General features: G+C 41.3%; 12 protein-coding genes and 2 pseudogenes. 11 read left to right on the top strand and 3 right to left on the bottom strand.

All coding sequences use genetic code 11. From position 1 onward, the window contains the following. The 6 genes and pseudogenes from UYI_RS0131060 to UYI_RS33850 all read left to right on the top strand — a co-directional run bounded on the left by UYI_RS0131060 (nucleotide 1) and on the right by UYI_RS33850 (nucleotide 7,277). Complete coding sequence (locus UYI_RS0131060; protein WP_016870584.1) at nucleotides 1-687, top strand: phosphatase PAP2 family protein; 687 nt, start codon at nucleotides 1-3, stop codon at nucleotides 685-687. A gap of 4 nt (nucleotides 688-691) precedes the next feature. After that, nucleotides 692-1,078: a hypothetical protein gene (locus UYI_RS38495; protein WP_199332355.1), complete on the top strand. Its 387-nt coding sequence runs from the start codon at nucleotides 692-694 to the stop codon at nucleotides 1,076-1,078. 456 nt (nucleotides 1,079-1,534) lie between these two features. Then, nucleotides 1,535-3,256, top strand: coding sequence for an efflux RND transporter periplasmic adaptor subunit (locus tag UYI_RS0131050; RefSeq protein ID WP_016870582.1), 1,722 nt, complete (start codon nucleotides 1,535-1,537; stop codon nucleotides 3,254-3,256). 21 nt (nucleotides 3,257-3,277) lie between these two features. Beyond that, nucleotides 3,278-5,488, top strand: a pseudogene (locus UYI_RS33860) (efflux RND transporter permease subunit). 316 nt (nucleotides 5,489-5,804) lie between these two features. Continuing rightward, nucleotides 5,805-6,804: pseudogene (gene sigB, locus UYI_RS33855) on the top strand (sigma-70 family RNA polymerase sigma factor SigB). 230 nt (nucleotides 6,805-7,034) lie between these two features. Then, nucleotides 7,035-7,277, top strand: a complete 243-nt coding sequence (locus UYI_RS33850) for a hypothetical protein (RefSeq protein ID WP_235148052.1) — start codon at nucleotides 7,035-7,037, stop codon at nucleotides 7,275-7,277. A 41-nt stretch (nucleotides 7,278-7,318) separates the two neighbouring features. Here the strand turns inward: UYI_RS33850 and UYI_RS39915 are convergent, their stop codons facing one another. Further along, nucleotides 7,319-7,447 (bottom strand): hypothetical protein, encoded by a 129-nt coding sequence (locus UYI_RS39915; RefSeq protein WP_268742382.1) that lies wholly within the window; start codon nucleotides 7,445-7,447, stop codon nucleotides 7,319-7,321. A gap of 53 nt (nucleotides 7,448-7,500) precedes the next feature. Here UYI_RS39915 and UYI_RS38220 point away from each other — a divergent pair, with 53 nt between their 5' ends. Next, nucleotides 7,501-8,709 (top strand): efflux RND transporter permease subunit, encoded by a 1,209-nt coding sequence (locus tag UYI_RS38220; RefSeq protein WP_167325082.1) that lies wholly within the window; start codon nucleotides 7,501-7,503, stop codon nucleotides 8,707-8,709. Further along, the gene (locus UYI_RS33845; RefSeq protein ID WP_326930443.1) at nucleotides 8,624-10,921 is read left to right on the top strand and encodes an efflux RND transporter permease subunit; all 2,298 of its coding nucleotides are present in this window, start codon (nucleotides 8,624-8,626) and stop codon (nucleotides 10,919-10,921) included. The genes UYI_RS38220 and UYI_RS33845 overlap by 86 nt, the downstream gene beginning before the upstream one ends. A gap of 117 nt (nucleotides 10,922-11,038) precedes the next feature. Here UYI_RS33845 and UYI_RS0131020 read toward each other — a convergent pair whose 3' ends face one another. Beyond that, complete coding sequence (locus tag UYI_RS0131020) at nucleotides 11,039-11,512, bottom strand: hypothetical protein (protein WP_016870576.1); 474 nt, start codon at nucleotides 11,510-11,512, stop codon at nucleotides 11,039-11,041. A 150-nt stretch (nucleotides 11,513-11,662) separates the two neighbouring features. Here UYI_RS0131020 and UYI_RS0131015 point away from each other — a divergent pair, with 150 nt between their 5' ends. The 3 genes from UYI_RS0131015 (at nucleotide 11,663) to UYI_RS35505 (ending at nucleotide 13,206) form a co-directional block, all read left to right on the top strand. Next, nucleotides 11,663-11,860 carry a hypothetical protein gene (locus tag UYI_RS0131015; protein WP_016870575.1) on the top strand — a complete coding sequence of 66 codons (198 nt, stop codon included), beginning with the start codon at nucleotides 11,663-11,665 and terminating at the stop codon, nucleotides 11,858-11,860. 221 nt (nucleotides 11,861-12,081) lie between these two features. Continuing rightward, nucleotides 12,082-12,897, top strand: a complete 816-nt coding sequence (locus UYI_RS33840) for a CemA family protein (protein WP_235148051.1) — start codon at nucleotides 12,082-12,084, stop codon at nucleotides 12,895-12,897. 129 nt (nucleotides 12,898-13,026) lie between these two features. Beyond that, nucleotides 13,027-13,206 carry a hypothetical protein gene (locus tag UYI_RS35505; RefSeq protein WP_071588906.1) on the top strand — a complete coding sequence of 60 codons (180 nt, stop codon included), beginning with the start codon at nucleotides 13,027-13,029 and terminating at the stop codon, nucleotides 13,204-13,206. Here the strand turns inward: UYI_RS35505 and UYI_RS0131005 are convergent. Beyond that, nucleotides 13,158-15,080, bottom strand: coding sequence for a heavy metal translocating P-type ATPase (locus tag UYI_RS0131005; RefSeq protein ID WP_081589283.1), 1,923 nt, complete (start codon nucleotides 15,078-15,080; stop codon nucleotides 13,158-13,160). The two genes, UYI_RS35505 and UYI_RS0131005, sit on opposite strands and share 49 nt — an antisense overlap. Between the last annotated feature and the right edge of the window lie 24 nt (nucleotides 15,081-15,104).

Here is a 15,104-nt window from a genome sequence, read left to right as displayed (position 1 = left end):
ATGATACGAGAAATTTCTACCTTTTGGTTACGCCATGTATATCGTCGTTTAGCTCCTTTAATTGCCACGATTGGTATAGTTGGACTTACTGTTTGTCTGCTGATTTTGTTTGTTGTCGCCAAGCTTGCTGAAGAAGTTCTGGAAAAAGAAGCTTTTGCCTTTGATACATCTTTTTTATTATGGCTACATCAATTTGCCAATCCGAGTCTTGATAATTTGATGCTATTTATTACGAATCTTGGTAATCCAAAGACAGTAGTAGTAGTCGCAGCATTTACTTTAGGAATACTTTGGTGGCGACGTTACCGGATAGAAACATATATTTTTGTGCTTACTTGTCTAGGAGGGTTAATTCTAAATACAGGTTTAAAGTTATTTTTCTCAAAACCCCGCCCGCAACTTTGGACACTTTTGATTTCTGAAAAATCTTTCAGTTTTCCTAGTGGTCATGCACTAGGTTCTATGGTATTGTATGGTTTTATTGCTTATTTGCTAGCAATTCACTATCCGAAATTTTCGCAAATTATCTATGGTTTAGCAGTTATTTTAATTGCGACAATTGGTATTAGTCGGTTGTATTTAGGAGTACATTGGCCGACAGATGTAATTGCAGGTTATGGAGTCGGTTTCTTGTGGTTGATGATATGTATAACTATGCTGAAACTACAAAGATTGAGACAAGGGTAGTTTTTTGCTTAAAACTACTAGCTCATCAGCCATATTACTACACCCGCCACTTCCAAATTTTGAAAGGGTGCGATCGCTACTCTTGTCACTAATAGCAGGCTCAGGACATTTATTGTCAGATTTAGTGAGTCTGGGATTGACTGTTTTAGTAACCTGGTTAGTAAAGCATCGTTTGGAATTAAGCTGTACACCAAAGGCTGAAAGTAATTTCAAAGCGTTTCAGATGAAGTATGATCTCACTGTAGCAACTGGTACTACATCAACACCCAAAGCGGAAACATCGCCACAGAAAAACATAGCTAGCGCAACAGAGCAAGAACAAGAGAGCCGAGAGTGGAAAATTCCTGCACTAGTTCTAGTAGCGCTGTTAGGATTAGGAATTTTTGAGTAGTACGGCATATCGTGAAACGCTGAGATTTACCACTGATGCAAGTAGTCAAGAAGACAAGACCAAACGAATAGATAACCAAGCTAATAAATCATAGGATTTTGAAGAATTGGCTAGCAAATTTTGCGCTGATCAAAGTTGTCAATTATTAAAGCAAAAAGCGATCGCATTGGCTAATAATTAACAATTACTTTTTACTCTAAGTGTAGAAGCGTTGTAGACATCTATGACAGTAAATACGTTGTTGCTCTGCCTAAAAAATAGCAGTCGCCATTCAAAATTTCACCCGAATTTCATATCGATATGAAAGACTGAATAAAGAACGCTAGTTAAACTTCCTAAACTACTTGTAAAAACGACGTAACTAGCTCAAGACAGTGCAAGATCCAAATTCCTCCTAAAAATACCAACATTCAAGTGTAACTCTGATTTCTCCTAACTCACAGGACATAATTAGCGATGGTAATATCTAAGCGTTATCAACCTTCTACTCCAATTCGTTGTGCTTCTTCCGCAGTACTCAGTTTGCTGCTGCTATCTTCTCCCACGGCTGTTTTCGCCGGCGGTGGACACGATCACAGTGGTGCAAGTGACTTTCAAAGTGGAAGCGAAACAAGTGGTTCAATTGAAGTTGATGCCGAAACAGCCCAGCAGTTAGGAATTAAAGTCGAACCAGTCAAAAGTCAACCATTAGCTTTGGGTATTAAAGCCACAGGACAGATTGAAACTCTACCTAGCCAAAGAGTAGAAGTAACTACCCCAATTTCTGGAGCAAAAGTAGTTGAACTTTTAGTCGAACCTGGTGCCAGAGTTCAAAAGGGGCAACCTGTAGCTGTTTTGACTAGTCCTGACCTAGTGAGCTTACGTGTGGAATCTCAGGAAAAACTTGCTCAAGGACAAGCAGATTTGCAGCAAGCCCTAGCCGATCTCAGACTAGCCCAGCAAAACTACGATCGCTACCAACAAATCGCCACAGCAGAAATCACTCAAACACAAAGCCAAGTGGCATTTGCACAAGAAAAATACGACAAAGACAAGCAATTAGCTGATGCTGGTGCTTTGCCACGTCGTAACGCTCTCGAATCCCAAACTCAGCTAGCAGAAGCCAAAGCGAAACTTGTAACAGCTTCAAGCTGCCGGGACGTTATCGAAGCAGAAAATCAACTCAAACGCGCTCAAGCAGCAGTGGCTGTAGCAAAACAGCGTATAGGTCTTAGTAATAGCACGTATCAAACTCGACTGTCTCAACTAGGAGCGATCGCTAACGCCAAGGGACTAGTGACAGTAACAGCTCCGATTTCAGGTAAAGTTGCTTACCGAGAAGTTAGCATCGGTCAATCATTCCAAGACGCCGGTGGCAGATTGATGACTATATTGAATGACAGTCGGACATTTGCCACAGCTAATATCTATGAAAAAGATTTGAACAAGGTAAAAATTGGTCAACCACTCAGAGTAAAAATTGCTTCTTTTCCCAACCGTAGCTTTACTGGGAAAATCACCCGAATTGGCTCAGTAGTAGAAGGCCAAACACGAGTAATACCAGTGCAAGCAGAAATAGAGAACTCTGGTGGACAACTCAAACCCGGAATGTTTGCTGAACTGCAAGTATTAACAAACGAAACATCTGCACCTGTCTTAGCAATTCCTAGCTCTGCTGTGGTAGACGCAAACGGCAAAAAAATGGTCTATGTCAAAAATGGTAATGCCTTCCAGTCAGTTGAGGTGAGTTTAGCTCAAACATCTGGAGATTTGGTAGAGATAACCAGTGGTTTATTCGAGGGAGATTCAGTAGTTACCCAACGTGCGCCACAACTTTATGCACAGTCATTACGGGGAGGTAGTAAAGCTAAAGAAGAAGAACATAAGGAAGAAGGTGGTTCCCACACAGAAGAAACTGAGGCTAAAACTAACAGCTTGCCAATACCCTTATGGTTGCTAGGTGCAGGGGGAGGAGTGGCGATCGCAACTTTGGCTTTTGTCGCTGGTAGTTTCTGGTCTAGCCGTCGTATCCGTTCCCGTGTACTACCAGTAGGTGACGGGTTCAATTATGAAACTGAGGTTTATATTGACAACCACAAACAACCAACCGCCTCTATTTCTGCCGAAGAACAGGAAAAATCTCGCGTTCAGACAATCATTAATAGTTCACGAAAAAAACAATCAAAAATTAACAATTAACAACTAAATCAATAATAAATAATGATTAGTGCAGTCGCTAGATGGGTAATTTCTCGACGTTGGTTAGTAGTAATTGCGGCACTTATTTCCACAGTAATCACCTTGGTGGAAGGCAGCATAATTGCAGCACTTATCCTCATTCCTTTTTTGATGAATTGGCGGACTCTGGGAGTTGTGCTGTTGAATTTTGCTCTGACTTTTATATTTTCATTGCAAGTATTATCTTTTTTGGGCTTAGGGCTGAATACAATGACTTTGGGAGGATTAGCCGTAGCCATTGGGACAGCGATCGATGATGCCATCGTCTATGCGGAAAATGTTTTTCGTTTGTTGCGACAAAATAAGTACTCTTCCAAACCTCGTCCAGTACTAGAAATTATTTTTGAAGGAGTACAGGAAGTTCAAGAATCTCTAATTGGGGCAACTTTAATTACTATTGTCGTCTTTTCTCCAATATTTGCCCTCGCAGGTGTATAAGGTAGAATTTTTGGCCCAATGGGCATAACTTATCTAGTAGTGGTCATGGTTTCTAGTTTAGAAGCATTACTGGTAAGTCCGGCATTGTGTGCGATTTTACTTCCACACGGAAAAATGCCGTTAAAAGAACCATTAATACCCCGAATTTTCAAGCGGCTATACTATCCTTGTTTAGATTTTGCTATCCGCAGTCCCATGATTATTATCTCTGTGGCTGTGGCAGGAATGATAGCGGCAATAGTGATTTTTCCAGCTTTGGGACGGGCTTTTCTACCAGAATTTCAAGAAACAACTTTGGTCAATACTTTAGCTCTTTATCCAGGTTCATCTTTAGAAGCTACTAACAGTGCCGCCTTTGTATTGGAGAATAAACTTAAAGATGATCCCAGGTTAAAATATGTGCAATTACGAGCAGGACGCGCCCCTAATGACCCAGATGCAGCACCCGTAAATCTCGCTCACCTCGACATTGGCTTAAGCGACAAAGGAATGGAAAAACGTAAAGAAACGGTAGAATGGTTGCGAGAAGAATTTAATAAAGTACCGGGTGCAGCTGCGAATATTGGTGGATTTATTTCTCACAGAATTGATGAAATATTATCTGGGGTCAGAAGTCAAATTGCTGTGAAAATATTTGGCTCAGACTTAGAAGAACTCCGCAGAATTGGTAAACAAGTTGAAGGTATAATGTCATCTGTGTCTGGGCTAGTGGATTTACAATTAGAACCGCAAGTTCCCATCGAACAGATTCAAATAAAATTTGACCGTGTTGCCGCATCACGTTATGGTTTAACTGTTGGGCAATTATCTAACATAATTGAAACTGCGCTCAATGGCAAAACAGTATCGCAAGTTTTGGAGCAGCAACAAAGGTTTGATTTAGTGGTATGGTTACAACCACAATACCGTAATAATTTACAAACAATTGAAAATTTATTAGTTGATATCCCTTCTCCAGGGGGAAATGAAGGGGGAAATAAAATTCCTTTAGCTAAGGTGGCTAAGGTTACTTATGGCACTGGCCCCAATACAATTAACCGGGAAAATGTCTCCCGTCTAATTGTAGTATCTGCTAATGCTCAGGGCAAAGATTTGCGATCGCTAGTCAATAAAATTCAAAACAAAGTCAAGGCACAAGTGCAATTGCCCTCTGGTTACTTTATTCAGTATGGCGGTCAATTTGAAGCCGAAGAAAGAGCCTCACAAAATATTTTGATTTTCAGTGCTATTTCCTTCGTAGTGATTACGGTATTAATGTATCTTTCTGTCAAATCCATTGCTTCTACAGCAATGATTATGATTAACTTGCCCATCGCTTTAGTCGGAGGTGTAATTGCTGTAGCTTTAACAGGGGGCGTTGTCTCAGTCGCTTCCTTGGTAGGTTTTGTGACTTTATTTGGTGTAGCCACTCGTAACGGACTGCTTTTAGTAGATAATTACATGACCAAGTTTGCGATTGGAATGTCGTTGAAAGAAATTCTCATAGCTGGGTCAATGGAACGACTCAATGCTATTTTAATGACATCATTTACTTCAGCTTTGGGATTAGTACCGTTAGTAATTGCAGTGGGGCCAGGTAAGGAAGTTTTGCAACCACTTTCGATAGTAGTTTTAGGTGGTTTGTTTACTTCTACAGCGTTAACCTTGCTGGTTTTGCCAGCTTTGTACTCAAAATTTGGTAAGTATTTGTTACCTAAGCGAAGTGCGGCTGTTGTGGATAATGGGAAGGTAGCTGGGGTGGTTTTGGAAAATTAGTTGGCATTGCAATTTTGATCAAGTACAGTCAGTGAATTCGTTTACTGGCTCATAGTATCAAAGGTAATTTCTAGGTGTAAGCAAATCGGTGAAAATAAATCAAACTATGTAAACAAGTATGAATTGCTACTTTCTCCCCACCAACAAACAACAACCAACAATCAACAGCCCCAACGCAAGATATATTTATTCAAGCTGATTTATTTACATAAACTGCTGATAGTGTGTCACTGCTCGAAGAAATACTCTGGATTAATTTGTGTTTATTTATGATTTGATAAACATTTGAATTTATTCAATGGAGGCTAACTTATTCATGCCTAACTCAGCATCTCAACCAACTAAAGTTAAGAGCAATAATAACGAATTTTCATCTATAGCAGATACAGTGGGTATCTATCTGCATAAAATTGGACGTGTACCTCTGTTAACCCCTGAGCAAGAAATTTTTTTTTGCTAGACAAGTTCAGCAAATGATGGCAATGGTGACTGCGAAGGAAGAACTATCTGAAAAATTACAGCGTGAACCTACGCTACAAGAATGGGCTGACAAGATGCAGTTGAAAGAAGAAGTGCTGCTGCAACAACTAAATCAAGGACAAATTGCCAAGCAGAAGATGATTCAGGCTAATCTGCGGTTGGTAGTGTCTATTGCTAAAAAATACCAGAAACGCAATATTGAGTTTCTAGACTTAATTCAAGAAGGTACATTGGGGCTAGAACGAGGGGTAGAGAAATTTGATCCAACTCTGGGATACAAGTTTTCTACTTATGCTTATTGGTGGATTCGTCAGGGAATTACACGAGCGATCGCACAACAATCCCGCACCATTCGTTTACCCATTCACATGGTTGATAAACTGAACAAAATTAAGTGTGTTCAGCGAGAGTTATCTCAAAAGCTTGGTTACATTGCTGGCGTGACTGAAATCGCCCAAGCACTCAATCTAGAACCCAGTCAGATTCGAGAATGTTTGCGACTGGTTCGTCAACCTGTTTCCTTAGATATGCGAATTGGGTTTGAGCAGGATACCCAATTACAGGATATGCTGGAGGACGATAGAATATCTCCCGAACGCTACGCCGAGCGAGAATTTTTCTATCAAGACATTCACAATCTATTAGCAAAGCTGACTCCCCAGCAAAAGGAAGTATTAATCTTACGCTTTGGTTTAGCAGATGGATACGAACTTACCCTAGTACAGACTAGTCAACGCATGGGCATTAGTCGGGAACGAGTCCGACAAGTGGAAAAACAAGCGATCGCCCTTCTACAAAAATATGGAGTTAACTCACGCAGCTATTTAGCTGACTGATGCTCCCTAATTTTGAAAGCTTGTAGTGTTTGTCAACTGGCAAGTGAAAAAACGCCTGTTGCCTATCTCTAGTGTAAGTAATATCGTCATATTTGGTGGGAATGAACGTCAGTATCAAGTGTTCGTTAACCCAGATAAAGAAATACTATGCACAATATCATTTATGTGAGATTTTTTGAAAAAAGTATAGGGAAAAATATTTCAAGTTATTCCGTCGCCTGCGATTGATTTTGCTAGGTTTAGTAATTAGTGTATTAGTAAAACTTTTAATAGCAACTGCTTATATAGGTTTAATGACGAATGGCGATCGCTACGTTCAACCAGAATTAGTTCCAAAAGAACAGGTTGCAATAGTATTCGGTGCAGGAATTCTTCCGAATGGTAATCCCACACCCATGTTGTCAGACCGTGTAGAAGCTGCTGTCAAACGTCCCCGACCTACTTTTTTAGGACGGTTTGAACCAATTAATTGAGTATTTTGCAAATTTCACTCAGTAGTTAGACGCAGAGTTAATCACAAAACTAGCATTAATAATAAATCAAAATCTAATGAATTATCGAGATATGGTGGCTTGTAAATGATCGCGATCGTCCACACTCTCCCTTGTAGAAATTTCACCCGAATTTCATTCCAACCTGTCATCCTAGATAAAGTGAATGCTGAATTATCTTCAGTAAAGCTTTATCTTACCAGTAATGCTTAATTCTATTGTTAAATGGTCGATCGCTCAACGCTGGCTAGTAGTTATTGCCTCCATTCTTATATCTGTTTGGGGCTTTTTTGTCTTGACACAGATGCCATTGGATGTATTTCCCAGCTTTGCTCCGCCCCAGGTCGAAATTATGACGGAAGCCCCAGGACTTGCACCAGAGGAAGTGGAGTCCTTAGTTACTCGACCGATAGAAAGTGTGATTAACGGCACTCCCGGACTGGAAGCATTGCGTTCTTCCTCGGCTGTCGGTCTTTCGGCTGTGAGGGCTACTTTTAGTTGGGATACAGAAATTTATCGCGCCCGCCAATTGGTAACGGAACGGTTGCAACAAGCACGTAGCCAGCTACCACAAGGTGTGGAAGATCCAGAGGTTCTTCCGGTTAGTTCGCCTTTAGGATGGACTGTTAAATACGCCTTCATCTCCGAAACTACTCCTCTAATGGAGGTTTGGCGAATTGTCAATTGGCAAGTGAAAAACCGCCTGTTGGCTGTCCCTGGCGTTAGTAATATTGTCATATTTGGTGGAGACGAGCGCCAATATCAAGTATTGGTAGATCCTGCGAAGCTAAGAGCATTCAATGTTTCCCTGGATGATGTCACTAAAGCAGCACAAGCAGCCAACGCCAATGCACCAGGGGGATTTTTAATTACTCCCGACCAAGAAACTTTGGTGCGAGGGGTTGGGCGGATTGAATCTATTGAACAGCTAAAAAAATCGGTTATTAAAGCCAGTAATGGCACACCTGTACTTCTCGAACAAGTGGCAGATGTGCAAATAGGATCTGCACTCAAACGCGGCGATGGTAGTTCTGCGGGTAAAAAGGCGGTAATTTTGACTGTCAATAAACAGCCAACTGCTGATACACCAAGCGTTACGAAGGCGGCTGAAGCGGCAATGGAAGAGCTAAAAGCCAGTTTGCCTAAAGATGTGAAAGTAACTGAAACCTTCCGTCAAGAGGATTTTATCGAAGCCTCTATCAAAAACGTTGAAGAAGCTTTGCGCGATGGCACGATCATTGTTTGTGTCATCTTGATTCTATTTTTGATGAATTGGCGCACGATCATCATTACCTTGAGCGCGATTCCCGTATCTTTAGTTGTTGGGAATGATGATCCTCAATTGGACGGGACAAGGTATCAACACGATGACTTTGGGCGGATTAGTTGTGGCGATTGGTTCGGTAGTGGATGATGCAATTGTGGATATGGAGAACGTCTACCGCCGTTTGCGAGAAAACCAGACAGCAGGCAATCCTGTGTCACCACTGCAAGTAGTTTTTAATGGCTCAGTAGAGGTGCGGGTGAGCGTGCTGTTCTCGACAATCATTATCGCAGTCGTCTTTGCACCAATCTTTGCGCTTTCTGGGGTGGAAGGTCGGATTTTTACACCAATGGGTATAGCTTATTTGCTGTCGATTGTGGCTTCTACCTTAGTAGCACTGACATTGACTCCGGCACTATGCGGCCTTTTGCTAGTAAATCGACGTTTACCAAGTACAGAAACTTGGGTTGAACGATTTTCTCACCGCCTGTATCGCCCGCTTTTGAAATTTTCTCTACGTCGCCCCAAGATTATTTTGACAGGTGCGATCGCTAGTTTTGTCGCTTCAATATTAATTATGACCTCGTTAGGGCAAGTTTTTTTACCAGAATTTCAAGACCGCGCCCTAGTGATCACCACGATTCTGATGCCTGGTCAATCTCTAGATGCTACCAATCAGGTAGGTTTGGCGATAGAGAACACTCTCAAAAAAGACCCTCGGATTCAAGCAGTTCAGTTCCGTTCTGGGCGAGCGCAAGGTGATACTGAAGTAGCTGGTGTCAATGTCGGAGAACTAGATATTCAACTGAGTGAAGAGGGAGGAAAAGACCGAGACAAAGCGATTGAAATGATTCGGGAGCAATTTGAGAAAATTCCCGGTGTAGTCCCCAATATCGGTGGTTTCATTTCACACCGCATGGATGAAGTGCTTTCTGGGGTACGAAGTGCGATCGCTGTAAAAATTTTTGGCCCCAATTTAGAACAACTCCGCCAGCTTGGTCAACAAGTACAATCAGCAATGGGTGAGGTTTCCGGTTTAGCAGACTTGCAATTAGAACCGCAAGTACCAATGAAACAGGTGCAAATTCAATTTGACCGTGACGCAGCTGCTCGCTATGGTTTGAGTATTGGCGAATTATCAGAGACGGTAGAAACGGCTCTGAATGGGCGAACTGTATCTCAAATCTTAGAACAGCAACAAACCTTTGACCTGATTGTCTGGTTACAAGAAAAATACCGCAGCAATATCGAAGTCATTCGCGATTTGCTAGTTGATACACCCAACGGACAAAAAATCCCCTTAGCTCAAGTTGCAAAAATTGACTACGGTACAGGCCCTAACACCATTAACCGTGAGAACGTCTCCCGTTATATTGTTGTCTCTAGCAATGTGGCTGGACGCGATTTAGGTTCTGTGATTAAAGAAATTCGGAACAAAGTTAAACAAGAGGTGCAATTGCCTCCCGGATATTACATTGAATACGGTGGTCAATTTGAAGCGCAAGAGGGAGCCACAAAAACTCTACTTTGGGCTGGTGGATTAGCTTTTGTTGCTATTGCAGTCCTGATTTACTTTGCTGTCAAATCGATTCCTGCCACCATCATGATCTTGCTAAACTTACCCTTGGCGTTAGTGGGTGGAATCATTTCCATTGCCTTAGCTGGAGGTATTCTATCTGTGGCTTCGATGGTAGGATTTATTACCTTATTCGGCGTTGCTACACGCAATGGACTATTGCTGGTTGAGAACTACAATTCTAGGATGGCAGAAGGACAACCTCTGCGACAGGCTTTGATGGAAGGGTCGGTAGAAAGGTTGACTGCTATCTTAATGACAGCTGCCATCAATATGGGAAGTGCCTTGATGTTTCTGTCTGGTCGCGAAAGAGACTTAAACATTAGAGGAGCCTTTATCCACTTAGTTGCTGACGCAGCAGTGTCTGTGGGTGCAGTCCTGGCTGGGATTGCAATTGTAACCACTGGTTGGCTATGGTTTGACCCTGCTGTGAGTTTGATAATTGTTGTTGTGATTGTTGTGAGTACTTGGCAATTGTTCCAAGAATCTTTCAACTTGATCACAGATGCCGTACCAGCAGGTATTGAACCACTTGCAGTCCGTACATTCTTAGCTGAACTTCCCGGTGTGACTAGTGTACATGACTTACATATCTGGGGTATGAGTACCACCGAAACAGCTCTGACTGCTCACTTAATTATGCCCGCAGGATATCCTGGCGATGCTTTTTTAGTCCAGGTAAATCAACAACTCCACGACCATTTTGGTATTGAACACACTACAATTCAAATAGAAACGGGCAATCCAACTTATCCATGTCCTCTTGCTCAAGAAAACGTGGTTTAAATTTATTTAGTGAGCATATGGACAGAGAATCTGGTGGCGATCGCATTTGGAGCGATTTCTGTGACTAAATATCCAATCAGATTAGCTTTTTGAGAACGAATTCTCAAAGTAATAACTTTACTTGAGATTGGAAATTTGACGCTTAACTAACCAGACAATTATAGGTGGTATTAATATCCACTGAAGCAACGGAAGTAAGCCAGTACCAAAAAAAGGAAGTATTGGCATAGTAGCAGCATATTCCCATCTATCAAGCACTCCAGTAGCTAGAGCTTCAAAAATAATCGTAATTACAACACCAACTAAAATAAAGTTGCTTACCTGCCACCAACGTGGCTGACGAAACCACTGGCGTGACTTCGATACGACTGCAACAACCCAAAAGGCGATAAGTGAAATTCCTACATCCCCTACGGTAGCAATAGTACAGTTTCTTATCATATCAAGGCAAGAAAACTCAGAGGTAAGCTGAAAAAACGGCATTTGCTGCATCTCCCAAAGAAAATTTAGAAGAAAGGAGAAAATAGCAATATTCAACTCTGGTAAATTAAGCAAGCGTTGGAAGTGAATGGTATTTAAGGAATTTGACATAAAACAACCACTTTTATTTCATATCATTGTTTACTTATAAAATATTGAGTACCTAAAAGAAAATTACATTCAGGAAAGCCAAAGAGATGCTATTCAACACCAATAACTCTTGCAGCTTAAAACCAGGTTCCTGTAAACCCACATCCTTCTATGGAAATAAGTACAGCATTATCTACTGTATTCCAACTAATGGCGATCGCTGATTTCGTGGCACAGAAGCGTCTATGTTGTCGTTTTTTTCGTTTTCAGTTGATTGTAGAACCGGATACAGGTTCATTTTGGCTCGATGTATCTGGAGCAAGTAATATCACCAAATTCTTATTGACAATTTTTAACTTTGATGAGTAGCATTCTGATTCGTCTTCTCTAATCAATTATACAAATGCAGAATTGTTTAAATTAGAGAGAATATTTTTTAAAATACTGATTTTTCATCTTAATTTCATCCCAATTTTATAAAGTGGAGTTTAGAGACTTAAGCTTTAAATATTTTAGCTCTTTAAAACGCTACAGATGTGCCACTAACTTATTGGTGCAACTGGAATTTTGAATGCTTATTACAAGTTAAGATGAAATTAAAGCCATCATCTCAAAAGATGAGTTTTATTCCCCGATCTATCCTGCGAACCATAGGAAAATTTCAACAGACGTTAGATCCAAATACTGAGACAAAGGTTATTGAAGAGTTTCGCGCTTCTCGCCGTCAAACGATTTTATCTATCCGTTTTTTATTAATTCTGATTGTAGTTCCACTACTTATAAATCAACTTTCTAGAAACTTTATAATTACTCCCCTAGTTGAGAAGTTTTGGAGTTCACAAGAGTCGGATATTTTCATAAACTCTTCTCAAGAAGAAAAAGCCTTAGCTGAATTAAAAAGATTTGAGCAAGGTCTTTACTTTGAAGCTCGAATTGGAAAAATTCCAGTATTATCTAGGGAAGTTGTACAAAAGAAGCTAAAGGAAAAGGCTAGTATTATAGTAGAAGAAAATAAAATTGAAAGTATTAATGCAGTGACAAATGTCTTTGCAGATATACTTACGGTCATCACATTAATTATTTTAATTTTAATAGGTAAGCAACAACTATCTATTCTTAGGTCTTTTGCTGGCGATATAACTTACAGTTTAAGCGACTCTGCTAAGGCTTTTTTAATTATTCTATCTACAGATATATTTGTCGGTTTTCACTCTCCCTATGGTTGGGAAATAATTCTAGGAAGTACTTTAAAGCATTACGGCTTGCCGGAAAACAAGAGTTTTATTTCTCTGTTTATTGCTACTGTTCCGGTGATAATGGATACTATTTTCAAATACTGGATATTCCGCTATCTCAATCGCAGTTCTCCCTCAGCTGTGGCTACCTATCGAAATATGAATGAATAATTTTTATTAAGCTGCAAAAATTTCATCGTAATTTCATAGCAAGCTGTCATCCTTTTTAAAGGAAGATTCATGTACCAAGTATTAATCTGTAATAAGTTGACATATTTTACTACCTGACCAACCAAAATTATGAATAGAATGCTGATCTATACTGCTACATTTGCTTTGGCGATCGCATCTGTAATTTCTGTTGGCTATGCAAGTGCCAATGCAGATGATGAAGTTTCCAATGTTGATAATAGTTTGCAACTTCCTCCTATTCAATGGCGGCTTGTTAAGCATACTTTTCGATTACATATAGCAACTTGAATCGCTTGGGCGACTTTGGATGGTGCATCAGTCATAATCACCACGTCAGCCGTTTCAATGGCAGCATCGGAACCTAACCCACCCATTGCCATTCCAATATCGACTCTAGCAATGACAGGAGCATCATTGATGCCATCACCCACAAATACAACCTTGCCTTTACCCGATTTCCTCAATAACTGCTCAATTGCTTCGACTTTGCCTTCTGGTAACAATTCAGCCACATAGGAATCTAAACCTAATTGATTGGCTACACCCTGAGCAACCACCTTGTTATCACCCGTAAGCATAACCGTTTGCTCAACTCCAACATGCTTGAGATCTCGAATAGCTTGAGCCGCATCTTCTTTGATTTCATCGGCAATTAGAATGTAGCCTGCATAACGTTGATCTACAGCAAGATGAACAACAGTACCTTCTACATTGCAGGTATCATGGTCAATGTTTTCTCGATGCAGGAGGCGATCGTTCCCTGCCAGCACCGTTTGATTATTCACTTTAGCCCGGATGCCATGACCCGCAATTTCTTCGTAATCGGTCACATCTGCATCATCAACTGGTTGACCGTATGCCTCTCGGATAGATTGTGCAACGGGATGGCTAGAATGAGCTTCGGCTTTTGCTGCCAGGGATAGCAATTCTGACTCTGAAAAACCATTTTGAGTCACAATTTGCGTGACTTTGAACACGCCCTTGGTCAGTGTTCCGGTTTTATCAAAAACAACGGTTTTAACGGCGGTGAGGGCATCGAGAAACGCTGAACCTTTGACGAGAATGCCTCGTTTAGCAGCCCCACCAACGCCTCCAAAGTAACCCAGTGGAATACTGATCACTAACCCACAAGGGCAGGAAATGACAAGTAAGATTAGGGCACGATAAACCCATTCTTCATGAGTTGCACCGACAATAAATAAGGGGGGCAACAGAGCAACTGTCAGCGACAGAATGACGACAATCGGCGTATAGTAGCGGGCAAACCGAGTGATGAATTTTTCCGTCGCTGCTTTCTTGTTGGTAGCATTTTCGACTAGATCAAGAATTTTGGCGATCGACGATTCTCCAAACAGTTTCGTGACTCGAACGGTCAGCACCCCCGTCTTGTTAATCATGCCTGCTAAAACGGTTTCTCCAACCTTTACCGTGCGTGGAACAGATTCTCCTGTCAAGGCTGAGGTATCAACCTGAGAATAGCCCTCCAGAACCTCACCATCTAGAGGAATTTTTTCTCCTGGTTTCACCAGAATGATATCTCCCACCCTAACCGCTTCTGGTGAAACAGCTTTTACTGAACCATTAACTTTGAGATTGGCAGTGTCAGGGCGAACTTCTAGTAAGGCTTTGATAGAACGGCGCGATCGCCCAACAGAATATTCCTGAAATAGTTCTCCAACCCGATAGAACAGCATGACAGCGACGGCTTCAGGAAGTTGGTGAATGGCGATCGCCCCCACAGTTGCAATGGTCATCAGAAAGTTTTCGTCAAACACCTGCCCTCTAAGAACATTGCGTCCAGCCGTCTTCAATACAGTCCAGCCACTTAGCAGGTAGGCAGGAATGAAAACTGCATATTCACCTAGCCAATAAGGCGTGTTATGCAAGGGTTCCTCAAAAATCATTCCTACTGCAAAAAGAGCCACAACTAAAAGCACTGGAAGGAGTTCTGCCCTCAAATTAAACTCGCCTGTGCCATGACTATGCCCGCGATTGTGGTCGTGGTCTTCGTCGTCTGTCAGCTTTGGAGTGGGACTGATAACGGTATAGCCTAAAGCGGTGATGCGATCGCGAAGGGTTGCCTCATTCACCTGCTGCGGATCGTAGGACACTCGCAACTTGCCAGTACTAAAATTTACGGATGCTTCTGTTACACCTGACAATTTTTTGAGGGATGTCGAAATCTT

The organism is Fischerella muscicola PCC 7414 (assembly GCF_000317205.1).
GTDB classification, from domain to species: Bacteria; Cyanobacteriota; Cyanobacteriia; order Cyanobacteriales; family Nostocaceae; genus Fischerella; species Fischerella muscicola.
Note: the sequence above shows the minus strand (reverse complement) of the source record. Positions and strands in the feature narration are given on the sequence as shown.